This is a genomic window from Nocardia sp. NPDC060249 (genome assembly GCF_042728755.1).
In the GTDB taxonomy this organism is placed as follows: Bacteria; Actinomycetota; Actinomycetes; order Mycobacteriales; family Mycobacteriaceae; genus Nocardia.
Map to the genome: position 1 here is coordinate 1,284,728 of NZ_JBHXAQ010000002.1, position 13,809 is coordinate 1,298,536.

Sequence of the window (13,809 nt, forward strand, 5' to 3'; positions counted from 1 at the left end):
GTCAGTCCTTTGTCCGGCTATTTGACGCCGAGGCGGAAATGCACGGTGCCGTCGGCGTCCACGTTCTGCAGTGCTTGGTCGATCAGGGTGCTGATGTCGATGGTCGGCGTCCGATGCACCGCGTCGGTGACCACCGGGCCGAGAAGCTGTCCCAGCGGGGCGATGCTCGGGCCGATCTCGTTGATCAGGGCGGTGAGGTTGTCGAGGAAGGGGACAAGGCCGTCGCCGGTGAAGTAGTCCTCGACCGGGCGGCTTTCCACCAGCTCCGCACCGGACTCGACGATCGCGTTCAGCGTGACGCCGAACTCGCCGAACAGCGGGCCCGCCGTGGCGAGGGAGGGTCCGAGCCACGCCATGTCGCCGCCGAGGGCTTGGATATCGGCGAACAGCTGCCGCATCGCTTCGGTGCGGCTGAGCAGCGTCGCCGCGAGCAGCGTCGAGGACCGCTGCAGGGTCGCCATCGCGGCGTCGGTTCCGGTGAGCGCGCGATCGAAGGTGTCAACCAGGTTCGCGATCGTCTCGGGGCGGATCTGGTCGAGCAGCTCGACCAGCCGGGCCGAGAGCGCGGTGATGGTCGTCGGCAGGTGGACTCGATCCGCCGCGACGACCTGGCCGTCCTCGAGATACGGGCCTGCCCCCGATTCCGGCGCGAAGGCGATGTAGGGCTCGCCCAGCGCCGACAACTGCTCGATGCGGACATCGCTGGACACCGGGACGCGGTAGCGACTGTCGATCCGCAACCGGACGAGCACACCGTCGGCCTGTTTGCGCACCGACTCGGTGCGCCCGACCTGGACCCCGGAGAGCAGAACCGGCGAGTTCGGCGCCAGCCCGCCCGAGTGCGCCAGCCGCAGATCCGCGGTGCGGTAGCTGATTCGCGGATCGAACCGCAGCACACCCAGCGACATGTACCCGACTCCGAAGATCAGCACCGCCATGATCGCCGAGAGTGACACTGTCGCACGAAGATTCATCGCACCAGACCGATCATTCGCAGGGAGTCGACGATCCTGGCCGTGTGTTCGCCGGGCGTGATCGTCAGGTCGACCTCGGGTCCGTGTTGCGCGAACGGGACCAGGTCGGTGTTGATCAGGTCGAGGAGCGCCTTCATGTTCGAGGGCGAGTCGGTGTCGAGGGGGTGACTACCGAGCAGCATGGGGACCACGGCGCGGGTGGTGTCGTCCAGGGAGGACAGCAGCGGGCCGAGCCACTGGACGCTCGGCGCGACCGGGCCGAGCGCGGTCAGCACGAAGATGACGCTGATCTGGGTGTTCACCGCATCGGTGGTGTGTTGGACGCCGTAGGGGGTGAGCAACTCGTCGAGAATCGGCAGGTTGTGCCGCATCCCGTCTTCGACGGTGGCTTCCATGCCGTCGAGCAGGGCGTCGAGCGAGTTCAGGTGGTCGCCGAGGTCGGTGATGTCGGCGCCGAGAATGTCTGCGATCCGGGCTGTTTCGCGCGGGTCGGCGGGGAATATCCCGTTCGTCGTGCGCACGATGTCCTGGAAATCGGTCACCGCGCCGCTGCCGATGAAGGTGGACAGGCCAGCCAGGATGTCCTCGATCGGCGGCGACTGGGTGGTGTCGGCGAGCGGGATGGTCGCGCCCGCCGTCAGCTCGCCCGCGGTCGTGTCGGCGGGTTCGCTCAGGGCGATGTGGACGTCGCCCAGCGGCGTCTCCTGGCGCAGTTCGGCGGTGGTGCCGACCGGGAGCCGGACCGACCGCTGGATCTCGACATCGACGACGGCGTACCCGGGCACGGCGGCCCGCTCCGCCGTGCCGGGGACGGGGTCGACCAGGGTGACCCCGGTGAGCCCGCCGACGCGGACACCCGCCGCGATCACCTTGGCGCCCTGCGGGAGATTGAGAACGTCGGCGAACTCGATCCGCAGCGGATAGGTGGGTCCGCCGACATCGGCTCCCGGCACGGGCAGATCGGCAGGCTGGAATCCGCAACCGGTGGCGGCGAGCAGCACCGTGAGGGCGAACAGGGCGACACGTTTCATCGGGCGCTCACCGCTCCCAGCAGGACGGGCATCGCGGGAATCGTCATCACGCCGCTGTCCGAAGGCAGGCACGGCTGCCCGGTGACGACCTGCACGGCCGCGCAGATCCGGTCCGAGTCCTGCTGGGCAAGTGCGAGTTTCGGCGGCGCATAGCCGATGGTCAGCGTGCCGGTGGCCGGGTCGACGGCACCGGCGAAGCCACCGGCGACGGCAGGCGCCATCGCGATCACGTCGGCCAGCGAGCCGACCCCCGCCGCGATCATCCGCGACAGATCGGGCACCGCGTCCAGTGCGCGCAGTCCGGGTGAGCCGAACATCATGATCACGTCGTTGAGCTGGGGCAGCAGATCGGCGAGAGTGGCGACGATCGCGATGACCGGCGGAAAGGCGATGGTGACGATGTCGTTGAAGGTCTGCGGCAACCCGGTCACCGTCGTCTCCACATGCGACCAGCCGCCGCGTGCGCGGTGCGCGAGCTCGGTGAGCGCGTCGAGCAACTGCCCGAGGTGCCCGATCGCCGCATCGGGTGCGGCCAGTGCCCGGCTCAGCGCCACGATGACGTCGTTGATCTGCTCGCCCGTCCCCGCGGTGGCGCGTTCGAGGGCCGTGATCCCGGCGCCGAGGGCGGTCCGCTGCGCCGGATCGCCCGCGCCGTTGAGCTGGTCGGCCAGACCGGCGAGGGCGTCGAAGGTCTGTGTGAGGCTCTTGGGCGTCAGGGTTTTGGTGATGCACCCGCTCGAATTCCACCCCGGCCCGACGGGTTCGTTGCCGATGAGAGCGAGCCGGCGGTCGGCGATCAACGTGTCGCTGACTGTCACCGCTCCGACCTCGAGCGGCAGCTTACGGTCGGCACGGACGGTGAATTCGACGCGCGCCGAGGCTCCGTCGACGCTGATGCCGGTGACCCGCCCTACCTGCACCCCCAGCACCGTGACGGCGCTGCCTTCGTAGAGTCCGATGCTGTCGGGCATCGCGGCGCAGTAGGCCCGCATCGGCGGATTCGGTGTACTCAGTCGCAGGCCCAGTGCACCGGCGAGGACGAGAGTCAGAACCACCGCGACCGACATCAGTCCACGCGATCCGAGTAGCTGTTTCGATATCAACAGCCGCCCCCCGGCAGTGGCACGCAGACGGCGGGCAGCTGGATCGTCGCCCCGGACTGGTCGACACTCACCCCGCCGCCCGGTGGGAGCAGCGGGAGCAACCGCTCCTCCAGTGCGCGGACGGAATCGAACAGGACGCCGAGGCGCGTGCCGAGCTCTTCGAGCGCGGGGACGGCCTCGGCGAGCGGGGCCACCCGCTGCTCGATCGAGGCGTCCCACGCCCGCCCGAGCGGCGTGACCTGTTTCAGCACGACCGCCAAATCGATCAGGGAATCCGCGACCACCACCTTGTTGGTTTGGATGATCTGCTCGAGCGTGCCCAGAGTGATGATCAGGTTCGCCAGCACATCGGCGTTGGCCCGCAGCGCGCTGAGGTACTCGTCGGCGATGGACAGGGTGCGCGAGATGTCCGCGTTCTGCTCGTCCAGGATCGCGACCACATCACCGGCGGCGCGCACGGCCGACCGCACCGCGTCCGGGCTCTTGTCGATCGCGGTGGACAGCGCGGCGAGATCGCGCCGAAAGACCGCACCGTCGATGCGGCGCACCGGCTCCACCGCGTCCTGGAACGCCCGGGTCAGGTTGTAGGGCACGATCACTCGCTGGGCGGGTACCACCGCATCACCCAGCGGTCGCGTACCCGCGGGCAGCACCGCCACGTAGTAGCCGCCGACAAAGGTCAGCATCCGGATATCGAGGGTGGTCTGATCGCCGATGAACGCCTCGGTGGCCACGGTGAACCTCATCCTGACCCGGTCGGGCAGCAGGTCCAGCGACGTCACCTTCCCGACGGGTATCCCGGCGAGCCGTACATCGTCGCCGACGCGGACCGAACCCGCCTCGGCCAGGTCGGCGGAATAGGTTCTCTGCGACGCGGTTCCGGTCACAGAGATGAGGCCGATCGCGACCAGGAGCAGGACTGCGGCGCACATTCCCGCTATCCCCCAGCGCAACTCACCCGCCCGGGGATCGCTGGTGGCGCGTCGGCGCGTTATCGGTGACACAGCACGATCCCCTGTCCGGCGATGAGCACTTGTAGCGGTTGCGGTGCGGTGGCGTCACCGTGCGAGCAGGTGAGGTCGGGCCCGGTCTGCGGAATCGCCCGCGTCATCGACTGGATGAGGCCGGGCAGGCTCTCGAACGCGGCCACCGCCTCGTACGGATCGGGGAAGGCTCTGGTGAGCGCGGCGTCGAGATCGCTGTTGGGCTCCCCGGTGACCCCGAAGACGGTGAGCATGCTGCGCAGCGGCTTCAGCACCCCGGGAATGCCGATCGAGAAGTCCACCAGCCCGGGCAGTTTCGCGGTGATGGCCATGAACAGGTTGGTCAGATTGGTCAGCAGCGTGATGGCGTTGCCCGACTTTCCGTCGAGATGATCGGCGACCTCGGCGAGGTTGCGCGCCAGAGTCGACAGGACCACCTGACGGTCGGAGGCGAAGCGGCTGAGCTTGTCGATGGCGCCCAGCGCCTGCCCGAGACCAGTTCCGTCGCCCTGGATCACCGCGAGGATGCTGGTTGCGAACTGGTTGAGATCCTCGGGTGAGAGTTCGGCCAGCACCGGCTGCAAACCCTTGAACAGCCGGGTGATGTCGAAGTCCGGCACCGTCTCCGCGATGCCGAAAACCGACGCCGGATCACGTCGGCCCGTCGGCTGGTCGGGTTGTTCGACGCCCAAATAGCGGAAACCCGTGAGGTTCTGGTAGCGGATGGCGATTCTGGAGTTGGTGAACAGCGTCCGGTCCCGCGCCACGGTGAAGCGCACGCGCGCGAGCACGCCGTCGAGCTCGACAGCCTGCACCTTGCCGACCTGCACCCCGTAGAGGCGCACGTCGTCACCGTCGCGCAGCCCGTTCGCGTCGGTGAACAGCGCTGTGTAGGTGTCGGTTTCGCCGTCTACGGGTCGCTCGATCACCCGCAGGACGCCGACCAGCACCAGGGCCATCAGCGCGACCGCAGTGGCTACCCGGATCAGCAGGGCACGCGTCGTCATCAGCGCCCACCCCCGAACATCGCGGCCAGCGGCGCCGCCAGAGCGGGCACACCGTCGAGCGCGACCTCGGCCCGGAGAACCGTGCCCTCGGGGGTGTCCTGGAAGGCGGTGTCGAGCCGGGCGAGCAGCTCGCTCAGCTGCTGCGCCGAACGCTCCGGGGTGCTGACCGAGGCGGCGAGGCGGTCGAGGACAAGACTGAGCATGGGCAAGATCTCCCCGAAATACTGCTGCGAGGTGCTGAACAGGCGGGTGACCGTCGGCAGCAATTGGTACTGGACGCCCTCGAACATCCGGCCGAACCGTTGGAGCTGATCCGGGACCGCCAGGTACTTGTTCGTGTACTCCGCGTTCAGCAGCGTCAGGCCGCCGGTGAGCATTGGCGGCAGACCGGTCAGCGCCGAACCGAACTGTTCGAACAGCACCGAGGGCGGTAGCTGCCTGGTCTCGGCATAGGAGCGGGCGGTCGTGCCGATGGCTTCCAGCAGCGGCGCGAACGCCGTCAGGTCGCGGGAGACGGTACCGAGCAGTTCGACGAGTTGCGGTGTCAGCACCTCGTCGGTGAGCTGTCCCGTCGACTTCAGCAAGGCGGAGAGCGTGGCGTCGTGTACCCGAGCAGCGTCGCGACCGGTCAGGTCGACGGTCGAACCGTCGACCAGCTCGGCGCCGCCCACCGTCGAGTGCAGCTCGATGGCGCTGATGCCGAACAGGTTTCCCGGCGCGTAATCGACCGCCAGCGCGTCGGTCAGGCCGAACAGCTGAGACCCACTCAGCGTCAACTCGATTCGCTGCGTGCTCCGGCCGGCGAAGTCGATCGTGTCGACCGAGCCGACCCGAACGCCGTCGAGCCGGACATCGGTGCCCTCCCCCACGCCCTCGCCGACCTCGCCGACCAGCAGGGCGACCCGGATCTGGTCGGCGGGCACGCTGTCGGGCACAACCTGCCAGACCAGCGCGGCCAGTAGCGCGAGCGCGATGGCGAGCGTGCCGAGGATCCGGGCGCGCAGCGGCCCGACTTCGGTTCCGGGCAGGGCATAGGCAGGCATGGCATCACCCGGTGAACGTGACGGGGGATTGGAATCCCCACAGTGCGATGGTGGCGACCATGTCGAGCGCGATGATCGCCACCAGGCTCGCCCGAATGGCGCGCCCGGAACCGATGCCGACGCCTTCGGGGCCGCCCGTGGCGAAATAGCCCTGATAGCAGTGGATCAGCACGACGGCGATGGCGAACACCATCACCTTGACGGTCGCGGCGAACACGTCCCAGCCGACCACGAACTGATCGAAGTAGTGGTTGTAGGTTCCGGTCGGTGTGCCGTGGATGGTCGTCACGATGAAGGCGCAGGAGGCGTAGCTCAGAATCAGCGCGACCACGAATGCCGGTGCGACGGCGAAGATCCCGGCGATGACCCGGGTGGTGACCACGAAGGGCACCGACCGGATCCCGAGTGATTCCAGTGCGTCGATCTCCTCGGAGATGCGCATCGAACCGATCTCGGCGGTCATCCGGCACCCGGCCTGGGCCGCGAAGCCGATCCCGGCCGCGATCGGCGCGAGCTCACGGGTCACGCCGAAGGCCGAGATCAGACCGCTGAGCTGACCCAGCGACAACAGGTTCAGCGCGCTGAACGCCTCGATGCCGATGGACGCGCCCATGGCCGCGCCGAGCAACAGCATCAGGGGCACCACGCCGCCGCCGATGATCACCGAACCGCGACCCCACGTCATGTCCGTCACCATCGTGACCGTCTGGCGCCGGTAGTGCACGAGCGTGTAGGGCACCGACGAGAGCACCTGCCAGCCGAAGCCGATCACGAAGCCGATCGACTCGATCGGAGCGAGCGGACGGATGCGGCGGCGCCGGAGTCTGCCCACCCAGCGCAGCCCGGCGGGGTAGTACGGAGCGGCGCTCATCAGGCCATCCTCACCGGGAAGAACATGGTGACCACCTGGGTGATCACGGTGTTCAGCACAACGGCCGCGGCGATCGACATCACCACGGCCGCGTTGACCCCGTCGGCGACACCGCGCGGTCCGCCCTTGGCCTCCAACCCGCGCTGACAGGCGATCACGACGACCAGGAAGCCGAAGAGCAACGCCTTGACCAGCGAGACCCACACGTCGACGGAGGTGGTGAAGGAACCGAAGGACTGCCAGTAGCTGCCCGGGGTGACGTTCAACGCCGATACCGCGACCACGAACCCCGAGCTGACGCCGACGAAGATGATCAAGACATTGAGCAGTGGCGCGACCAGCATCATGGCCGCGATGCGCGGCACCACCAGGCGTTGCACCGGGTCGATGCCCATCACCCGGAGGGCGTCGACTTCTTCCCGGATGGTTCGGGCCCCCAGGTCGGCGGCGATCGCGGCGGCGCCGGCGCCGCCGAGCAGCATCGCGGTGGCCATCGGCGCGCCCTGTTTGATGACGCCGAGACCACCCGCGGCACCGATCATCGAATCGGCGCCGAGTTCGGACACGATATTGCCGACCTGGGCGGAAACGATGACACCGAACGGAATGGCCATCAAAATGCTCGGCACCGCGGTGACTCTGATCAGAAACCAGGCCTGCGCGAGAGTTTCGTGGATCTGGAATCGCCCGCGAATGGCGTCGTTCGCCCCGAGATAGATGGCACCGGCGCCCATCCGCAATGCCCGGCCGAGTGTTGCCACGCTCGAAAGGACGGTATCGGAGAAGTTGCGCCGAATTATCCGGGCCGCACTCGCCTGTTCCGCCTCCGGTACCTCCGGGTCGCCCGTGTCCGTCGCCCCGGCCCGAGCCGGTGCGACTTCGCCGTCTACCCCTGCCATGGCGGTGACCGTACCATATGATTTGGACCACATTCCAGACACTGGTCCAGATTTCTGACCAGCCTTGAAAACTGCCGACTTCGGCCGGTCGAAGCCCTCCTTCGGCCCGGAAAGCGTTGTGCTGAACTTGTGTCGATGGTACCGTCCAGACACATGTCCAGCTACCTGTCTCCTTCGGTGCGATCGACCCCAGCACCCGGCGGCGACGACCTATCGAAACCGGGGTATTCACGATGACGAGCGCCGCTGTGGAACCCCTGACTTTCGACCCGTACGACTACGGATTCCACGATGACCCGTATCCGACTTACCACCGCCTGCGCACCGAGGCGCCGCTTTATCACAATCCCGATCTCGATTTCTGGGCGCTTTCCCGGCATTCCGATGTGATCGCGGCTTTCCGGGACAGCAACCGGCTCTCCAGCGCCAATGGCGTCTCCCTCGATCCCGCGGCCTGGGGTCCGCACGCGCATCGGGTGATGTCGTTCCTGGCGATGGACGATCCACGGCATATGCGGATGCGCAGGCTCGTGTTCAAGGGATTCACGCCCAAACGCGTCGCCGAGATGGAAGTCCGCATCCGCGAGATCACCCTGGAGCATCTCGAGCCCGCCCTCGCGCGCGGCAGCTTCGACTGGATCGACGAGGTCGCGGGCAAGGTGCCGATGGACGTCATCTCCGAACTGATGGGTGTGCCCGAACCCGATCGCGCCGAAATCCGCCGCTTGGCCGACCTCGTGGTGCACCGCGAAGAGGGTGTCCTCGATGTGCCCGTCGACGCGATCGACGCCTCGATTCGACTGTTCGGCTACTACGCCGACATGGTCGCCCAGCGCCGCGCCGCGCCCGCCGACGATCTCACCTCGGCGCTGCTGGATGCCGAGATCGACGACGACACCCTCACCGACGAGGAGATCATCGGCTTCATGTTCCTGATGGTCGTCGCCGGAAACGAGACCACCACAAAGCTTTTGGGCAACGCCCTCTATTGGGCGGCGGTCAGTCCCGCGGAGTACGCCAAGGTGGTCGCCGAGCCGGAACTGGTCAGCGACTGGGTGGAGGAGACGCTGCGCTACGACACCTCCAGCCAGATCGTGGCCCGCACCGCGGCCGTCGACCTCGACTACCACGGCGGCACCATCCCGGCCGGCGCCAAGGTGCTGCTGCTGATCGGCTCGGCCAATCGTGATGCGAGCGCCTTCGACGACGGCGACAGCTACGTGATCGACCGCAACGACAGCAGCGCGCTCGCCAGTTTCGGCGCGGGCGTGCACTTCTGCCTCGGCGCGCACCTGGCCCGGCTCGAAGCCACCATCGTGCTCGGCGAATTCGCCTCGCGTGTCACCGGATACGAGGTCGACGCCGACGGCATCGAACGGGTGCACTCCACCAACGTCCGTGGCTTCGCCAAACTCCCCATCACAGTAGAGGTCAGCTAGTGCCCCGATTCGAGCCCCATCCCGACCGCAGACCCGCGCTGATCGCCGGCGCCTCCTCCGGTATCGGTGCCGCGACGGCCGTCGCGCTCGCCGAGCTCGGCCATCCGGTGACCTTGGGTGCGCGCCGGGTCGAGCTGTGCGAGGAGATCGCGGCCAAGATCCGCGCGGGTGGCGGCGAGGCGTACGCCCACCGTCTCGACGTCACCGACGCCGGCTCCGTGGACGAGTTCGTGACGGCCGCCGAGCGCACGCTGGGCCCGACCGAGATCCTCGTCTCCGGCGCGGGCGATATCGAATTCTCCCTGGTCGGGGAGATGGACCCCGAACGCTTCCTGTTCCAGGTGCAGGTTCATCTCGTCGGCGCGCAGCGTCTCGTCCACCGGGTACTGCCCGGGATGACCGCGCGGCGCCGTGGCGATCTCGTCGTGATCAGCTCCGATTGCGCCGACAACCCGCGGCCGCGGTCCGGCGCCTACAGCGCCGCCAAGAACGGGCTCGAGGCGATGGTCGGTCAGTTGCGCATGGAACTGGAGGGCACCGGAATTCGCGCCTCGCTGGTACGTCCCGGTCCGACCCTCACCGGGATGGGCATGGATTCGACTCCCGAGATCGTGGGGCCGGTACTGCGGGACTGGAAGGACTGGGGCTTGGCCCGCCACCCCTACATGCTGCGACCACACCACCTCGCCGACGCGGTCGCGACGGTGGTCTCGGTGCCGCGAGGTGCCCACATGGTGCTGGTCGAGGTCCAGCCCGAGGCGCCGCTGCGGCCGACGCCGGACGGAGGCGCGTCATGAGAATCGTGGTCGACCTCGACCTGTGCCAGGGACACGGCGTCTGCCAGGACGAGGCGCCCGCGGTCTTCACCGTGCCCAAGCGCGGCCCGGTCCAGATCACCGACGCCACCCCCGACGCCGCGGAGCACAAGGCCGTCGAGGCCGCGATCCGCTACTGCCCCACCCGAGCTCTGTCGATCGCCGACGGTGGCGAATCCGACTCCCCTGCGAAAGGCACAGACTGATGGCAAATTTCGAGCGGGCCGAACTCGACGAGATGGTTCGGCGCTGGGTCGTGGAGAACCAGCGATGTGAGGAGAAGGGCGACTGGAAGCCCCTCGCCGAGATGTACACGGCCGACGCCACCTACGGCTGGAACTACGGCCCCAAGCAGGAGTTCATGGCCGTCGGCCGCGACGAGATCCGCGACTACGCCCTCGGCCAGGAGATGCTCGGCCTGGAGGGCTGGACCTACCCGTACCAGGAGTTCGTCGTCGACGAGCGCAGTGGCACGGTCATCGGCTTCTGGAAGCAGATCAACGAGGGCACGCGTGCCGACGGCCGCCACTACTCCCCCGAGGGCATCGGTGGCAGCTGGTTCCGCTACGGCGGCGACTTCCAATGGTCCTGGCAGCGTGACTTCTTCGACTTCGGCAATGTCTCCGCGATGTTCCTCGACATGATCACCGACAACGCGCTGTCGCCGGGTATGCACCAGCGCATCGAGCGCTCCGTCTCGCGTGACCCGCTGCCCGGCTGGTACCCCATCGGCGAATCGCCCGCTTCCCTGTGGTGACGTCGATGAGCAGGTACGCGGAGCTGTCCCGGGACCAGCTGGCCGCGCTGGTCCCCGAACTGCTGCTGTGCGGTCACCTCATCGACCGGTCCGGGATGGCGCACACCATCGCCGCCTTCGGCCGGGAGGGAATGACCGCGGTCGCGATCGAGGAGTGGCAGCTGGCCAGTCCGATCTACACCCGCCGGATGCAGCGCGCGCTGCGCTTCACCGGCGACAGCGTCGAGACCATCTTCAAAGGGCTGCAACTCGACATCGGCGCGCCGCCGCAGTTCATGGACTTCCGTTTCCGGGTCGACGACCACCACCACGGCGAGTTCTGGCTCGATCACTGTGGGGCACTGGCCGATGTGGAACCGATGGGCGAGGAGTTCGTGGTGGCGATGTGCCACGACATCGAGGACCCCACCTTCGACGCCACGGCGCTGGCCACCAATCCGCACGCCCAGGTGCGGCCCGTGCACCGCCCACCGCGCAAGCCCGCCGACCGGACCCCGGTGTGCGCGTGGACGGTCGTCATCGATGCCGCACACGTCCCGCCCGAGGTCCCCCGCAATGCCGCACTGCTCGCGAACTCCGTTGCCGCACAGCTCGAGCTGGCCGACATCGACGCCGGTGAGGAGGGCAGGGCCGACTACACGGGGCCGCTGCTGAGCGATCTGCGGTTCGCCGATTTCTCCCATGCCGCGTTGCGGCGGATGGCCGACGAGATCTGCCTGCAACAGCACCTGCTGATCCTCGGGTTCATGGTCGCCATCGGCGAACGCGCCGATGCGGCGACCGCCCTCGGGATCGGGCGCAAGCAGTTCGCCGGAATCGCCGGACTGACCTCCGAGCGCATCCGCAACTGCCTGAACCTCGGCCGCGATCCGGACGCGCTGGCCAGGGTCTTGCGCGTGCATCCGGCACTGAACCCGCTGGGCTACACGGGAATCGACATCTCGGTAGTGGAATCCGGGGTGCGTCTGCGGTTTCCGCATACCAGCGGGGCGCGAACCGACGGGGCGTGGCCCTCGATGCTGACGCCCGAGGACCTTCGCCCCCTCGATGCCCTTGTTCGCGGGGTCGACCCTCGGTTCGTCGCCCGGGTCGCCGCTACCGACCAGCACGGCTGGACCGTCGAGATCGACCTGGCCGAACAACCGTTCCGGGAAGCGTCCGAGGTCGCGGTGACCCGCTTCAGCACCGGTGCGGGCTTCGCCTTCACCGACCGGGGCAAACCCCTGCCGCTCACCGTCGTGTGAGAGATCGTCTACAGATGGATTGACATGGCCAACAACTTCGCCGACCTGTTCGAACACTCCGTCGACGCCATGCCCGATCGGATCGCGCTGATTCAGCGCGATCGTCGAGTGACGTTCCGGGAACTGGATATTCGCGCCAACCGGCTCGCACACCAGCTGGCCGAGTCGGGCGTCGGCCACGGCACCCACGTCGGATTCCAGATGCACAACAGCATCGAGACCATGGAGACGTTGATCGCCTGCTTCAAGCTGGCCGCCGTCCCGATCAATATCAACTACCGGTACGGCCCGACCGAGCTGGCCTATGTCTACAACAACGCCGACCTCGACGTGCTGCTGTACCACGCCTGTTACGCCGAGACCGTCCGCGCGGCTCTCGTGCTCGCTCCGGGGGTGCGCCTGTCGATCTGTGTCGACGACGACCGCGACGTCGGTACCGCCGAGACCGGCGCGGTGCTGTACGAGCGGCTCGTCGCAGCGGGAAAGCCGTTCCGCCCGAACGTCACCCGGACCGCCGACGACCTGTTCATGATGTACACCGGCGGCACCACCGGCATGCCGAAAGGCGTCATGTGGCGCCAGGAAGACATGTGGCGGGTACTCGGCGGCGGCGTCGACTTCTACAGCGGTGAACCGGTGCGCGACGAATTCCAGCAGTCCGCGACGGGCGCCCAGGGCGTGCCCGCCATCTGGTTCGTGCTCCCGCCGCTGATCCACGCCGCGGCGATGATGCCGACGTTCACCGCACTCTGGTCGGGCAATACCGTGCTGTTCGAGCCGCGCTTCGACCCGGCGCGGGTGTGGGAGTCCGTCGCCACGCACAAACCGCACGTCATGGTCATCACCGGCGACGCGATGGCTCGCCCGCTCATCGACACCTATGTCGATGAACCGGTGGACGCCTCCTCGCTGCTCGTCATCGCCTCCGGGGCCGCGCTGCTGTCGCAACCGGTGAAGAACGCACTGCTGGAGCAGTTTCCGACGTCGATGGTCTCGGACTCGATCGGCTCGTCCGAAACCGGTTTCGGCGGTATCGGTTTCGCGCAGAAGGACGATGATCCGGCGCGTGGGCCCCGCGTGCAGACCGGGCGCGGCGCGGTGGTCGTCGACGAGGACGGGCGGCCCGTCGCCGCGGGCGAGGAGGGTTGGCTGGCCAAGACCGGCGCGGTCCCGCTCGGCTACTACAACGACCCCGAGCGCACCGCCCGGCTGTTCAAGACGGTGGACGGCGCCCGCATCGTGGTCACCGACGACCGCGCCCGCGCCGAGGACGACGGCTCGATCACCCTGATCGGGCGCGGCAACATGGTGATCAACACCGGCGGGGAGAAGGTGTTCCCCGAGGAGGTCGAGGCCGTCGTGAAATCCCACGACGCGATCTACGACGCGGTCGTCATCGGCGTCGCGCACGAACGGTGGGGCCAGCAGGTGGCGGCGATCATCTCGATCGCCCCCGACCACACCCTGGACTTCGATGCCGTGCGCACCCATCTGCGCCCCCACCTCGCCGGGTACAAGATCCCCAAACGCATCTGGGTAGCGGACACGATCTCCCGCTCACCCAGTGGCAAACCCGACTACCGCTGGGCGAAGGACTTCGTCACCGACCGAGCCCCTGACCATCAGTCCGACTGAGGCATCGC

14 protein-coding genes are annotated in these 13,809 nt (G+C 67.9%); 6 read left to right on the top strand and 8 right to left on the bottom strand.

Annotated features, from left to right (window positions below; all coding sequences use genetic code 11):
* Positions 1 to 17: 17 nt before the first annotated feature.
* Genes ACFWFP_RS13325 through ACFWFP_RS13360 form a run of 8 tightly spaced genes read right to left on the bottom strand, consistent with a single transcriptional unit; the run spans position 18 to position 7,911 of the window.
* On the bottom strand, positions 18 to 974 hold the full coding sequence (locus ACFWFP_RS13325) for an MlaD family protein (RefSeq protein WP_379294993.1): 957 nt from the start codon (positions 972 to 974) through the stop codon (positions 18 to 20).
* Complete coding sequence (locus tag ACFWFP_RS13330; RefSeq protein ID WP_379294994.1) at positions 971 to 2,005, bottom strand: MlaD family protein; 1,035 nt, start codon at positions 2,003 to 2,005, stop codon at positions 971 to 973. The genes ACFWFP_RS13325 and ACFWFP_RS13330 overlap by 4 nt, the downstream gene beginning before the upstream one ends.
* Positions 2,002 to 3,072, bottom strand: a complete 1,071-nt coding sequence (locus ACFWFP_RS13335; protein ID WP_379294995.1) for an MlaD family protein — start codon at positions 3,070 to 3,072, stop codon at positions 2,002 to 2,004. The genes ACFWFP_RS13330 and ACFWFP_RS13335 overlap by 4 nt, the downstream gene beginning before the upstream one ends.
* 32 nt (positions 3,073 to 3,104) lie before the next feature.
* On the bottom strand, positions 3,105 to 4,040 hold the full coding sequence (locus ACFWFP_RS13340; protein WP_379294996.1) for an MlaD family protein: 936 nt from the start codon (positions 4,038 to 4,040) through the stop codon (positions 3,105 to 3,107).
* 59 nt (positions 4,041 to 4,099) lie between these two features.
* Positions 4,100 to 5,098 (bottom strand): MlaD family protein, encoded by a 999-nt coding sequence (locus ACFWFP_RS13345; protein ID WP_379294997.1) that lies wholly within the window; start codon positions 5,096 to 5,098, stop codon positions 4,100 to 4,102.
* A complete protein-coding gene (locus ACFWFP_RS13350) occupies positions 5,098 to 6,141 on the bottom strand; it encodes a hypothetical protein (protein ID WP_379294998.1) in 1,044 nt (347 codons plus the stop codon). The genes ACFWFP_RS13345 and ACFWFP_RS13350 overlap by 1 nt, the downstream gene beginning before the upstream one ends.
* Positions 6,142 to 6,145: 4 nt before the next feature.
* Entirely contained in the window at positions 6,146 to 7,012 is an 867-nt protein-coding gene (locus ACFWFP_RS13355; protein ID WP_379294999.1) for an ABC transporter permease, read from the bottom strand.
* Entirely contained in the window at positions 7,012 to 7,911 is a 900-nt protein-coding gene (locus ACFWFP_RS13360) for an MlaE family ABC transporter permease (protein ID WP_379295000.1), read from the bottom strand. Before ACFWFP_RS13360 ends, ACFWFP_RS13355 begins: the two co-directional genes overlap by 1 nt.
* 233 nt (positions 7,912 to 8,144) lie before the next feature.
* Between ACFWFP_RS13360 and ACFWFP_RS13365 the strand changes: the two genes are divergently transcribed.
* From ACFWFP_RS13365 to ACFWFP_RS13390, 6 genes are read left to right on the top strand one after another with little or no spacing between them, the layout of a single operon-like run.
* Positions 8,145 to 9,350 carry a cytochrome P450 gene (locus ACFWFP_RS13365; RefSeq protein ID WP_379295001.1) on the top strand — a complete coding sequence of 402 codons (1,206 nt, stop codon included), beginning with the start codon at positions 8,145 to 8,147 and terminating at the stop codon, positions 9,348 to 9,350.
* Positions 9,350 to 10,147, top strand: coding sequence for an SDR family oxidoreductase (locus tag ACFWFP_RS13370; protein WP_379295002.1), 798 nt, complete (start codon positions 9,350 to 9,352; stop codon positions 10,145 to 10,147). Before ACFWFP_RS13365 ends, ACFWFP_RS13370 begins: the two co-directional genes overlap by 1 nt.
* Complete coding sequence (locus ACFWFP_RS13375; protein ID WP_379295003.1) at positions 10,144 to 10,371, top strand: ferredoxin; 228 nt, start codon at positions 10,144 to 10,146, stop codon at positions 10,369 to 10,371. The genes ACFWFP_RS13370 and ACFWFP_RS13375 overlap by 4 nt, the downstream gene beginning before the upstream one ends.
* Positions 10,371 to 10,922, top strand: a complete 552-nt coding sequence (locus tag ACFWFP_RS13380) for a nuclear transport factor 2 family protein (RefSeq protein ID WP_379295004.1) — start codon at positions 10,371 to 10,373, stop codon at positions 10,920 to 10,922. Before ACFWFP_RS13375 ends, ACFWFP_RS13380 begins: the two co-directional genes overlap by 1 nt.
* 5 nt (positions 10,923 to 10,927) lie before the next feature.
* Positions 10,928 to 12,166, top strand: coding sequence for a hypothetical protein (locus ACFWFP_RS13385; RefSeq protein ID WP_379295005.1), 1,239 nt, complete (start codon positions 10,928 to 10,930; stop codon positions 12,164 to 12,166).
* 24 nt (positions 12,167 to 12,190) lie between these two features.
* Positions 12,191 to 13,801: an acyl-CoA synthetase gene (locus ACFWFP_RS13390; protein WP_379295006.1), complete on the top strand. Its 1,611-nt coding sequence runs from the start codon at positions 12,191 to 12,193 to the stop codon at positions 13,799 to 13,801.
* Positions 13,802 to 13,809 lie beyond the last annotated feature (8 nt).

Excerpts from the sequence above, each read along its gene's own strand:
- ACFWFP_RS13355 (WP_379294999.1), bottom strand. The coding sequence starts at position 7,012 with ATGAGCGCCGCTCCGTACTACCCCGCCGGGCTGCGCTGGGTGGGCAGA.
- ACFWFP_RS13385 (WP_379295005.1), top strand. The coding sequence starts at position 10,928 with ATGAGCAGGTACGCGGAGCTGTCCCGGGACCAGCTGGCCGCGCTGGTC.
- ACFWFP_RS13380 (WP_379295004.1), top strand. The coding sequence starts at position 10,371 with ATGGCAAATTTCGAGCGGGCCGAACTCGACGAGATGGTTCGGCGCTGG.
- ACFWFP_RS13360 (WP_379295000.1), bottom strand. The coding sequence starts at position 7,911 with ATGGCAGGGGTAGACGGCGAAGTCGCACCGGCTCGGGCCGGGGCGACG.
- ACFWFP_RS13325 (WP_379294993.1), bottom strand. The coding sequence starts at position 974 with ATGAATCTTCGTGCGACAGTGTCACTCTCGGCGATCATGGCGGTGCTG.
- ACFWFP_RS13350 (WP_379294998.1), bottom strand. The coding sequence starts at position 6,141 with ATGCCTGCCTATGCCCTGCCCGGAACCGAAGTCGGGCCGCTGCGCGCC.
- ACFWFP_RS13365 (WP_379295001.1), top strand. The coding sequence starts at position 8,145 with ATGACGAGCGCCGCTGTGGAACCCCTGACTTTCGACCCGTACGACTAC.
- ACFWFP_RS13330 (WP_379294994.1), bottom strand. The coding sequence starts at position 2,005 with ATGAAACGTGTCGCCCTGTTCGCCCTCACGGTGCTGCTCGCCGCCACC.
- ACFWFP_RS13345 (WP_379294997.1), bottom strand. The coding sequence starts at position 5,098 with ATGACGACGCGTGCCCTGCTGATCCGGGTAGCCACTGCGGTCGCGCTG.
- ACFWFP_RS13390 (WP_379295006.1), top strand. The coding sequence starts at position 12,191 with ATGGCCAACAACTTCGCCGACCTGTTCGAACACTCCGTCGACGCCATG.
- ACFWFP_RS13335 (WP_379294995.1), bottom strand. The coding sequence starts at position 3,072 with ATGTCGGTCGCGGTGGTTCTGACTCTCGTCCTCGCCGGTGCACTGGGC.
- ACFWFP_RS13340 (WP_379294996.1), bottom strand. The coding sequence starts at position 4,040 with ATGTGCGCCGCAGTCCTGCTCCTGGTCGCGATCGGCCTCATCTCTGTG.
- ACFWFP_RS13375 (WP_379295003.1), top strand. The coding sequence starts at position 10,144 with ATGAGAATCGTGGTCGACCTCGACCTGTGCCAGGGACACGGCGTCTGC.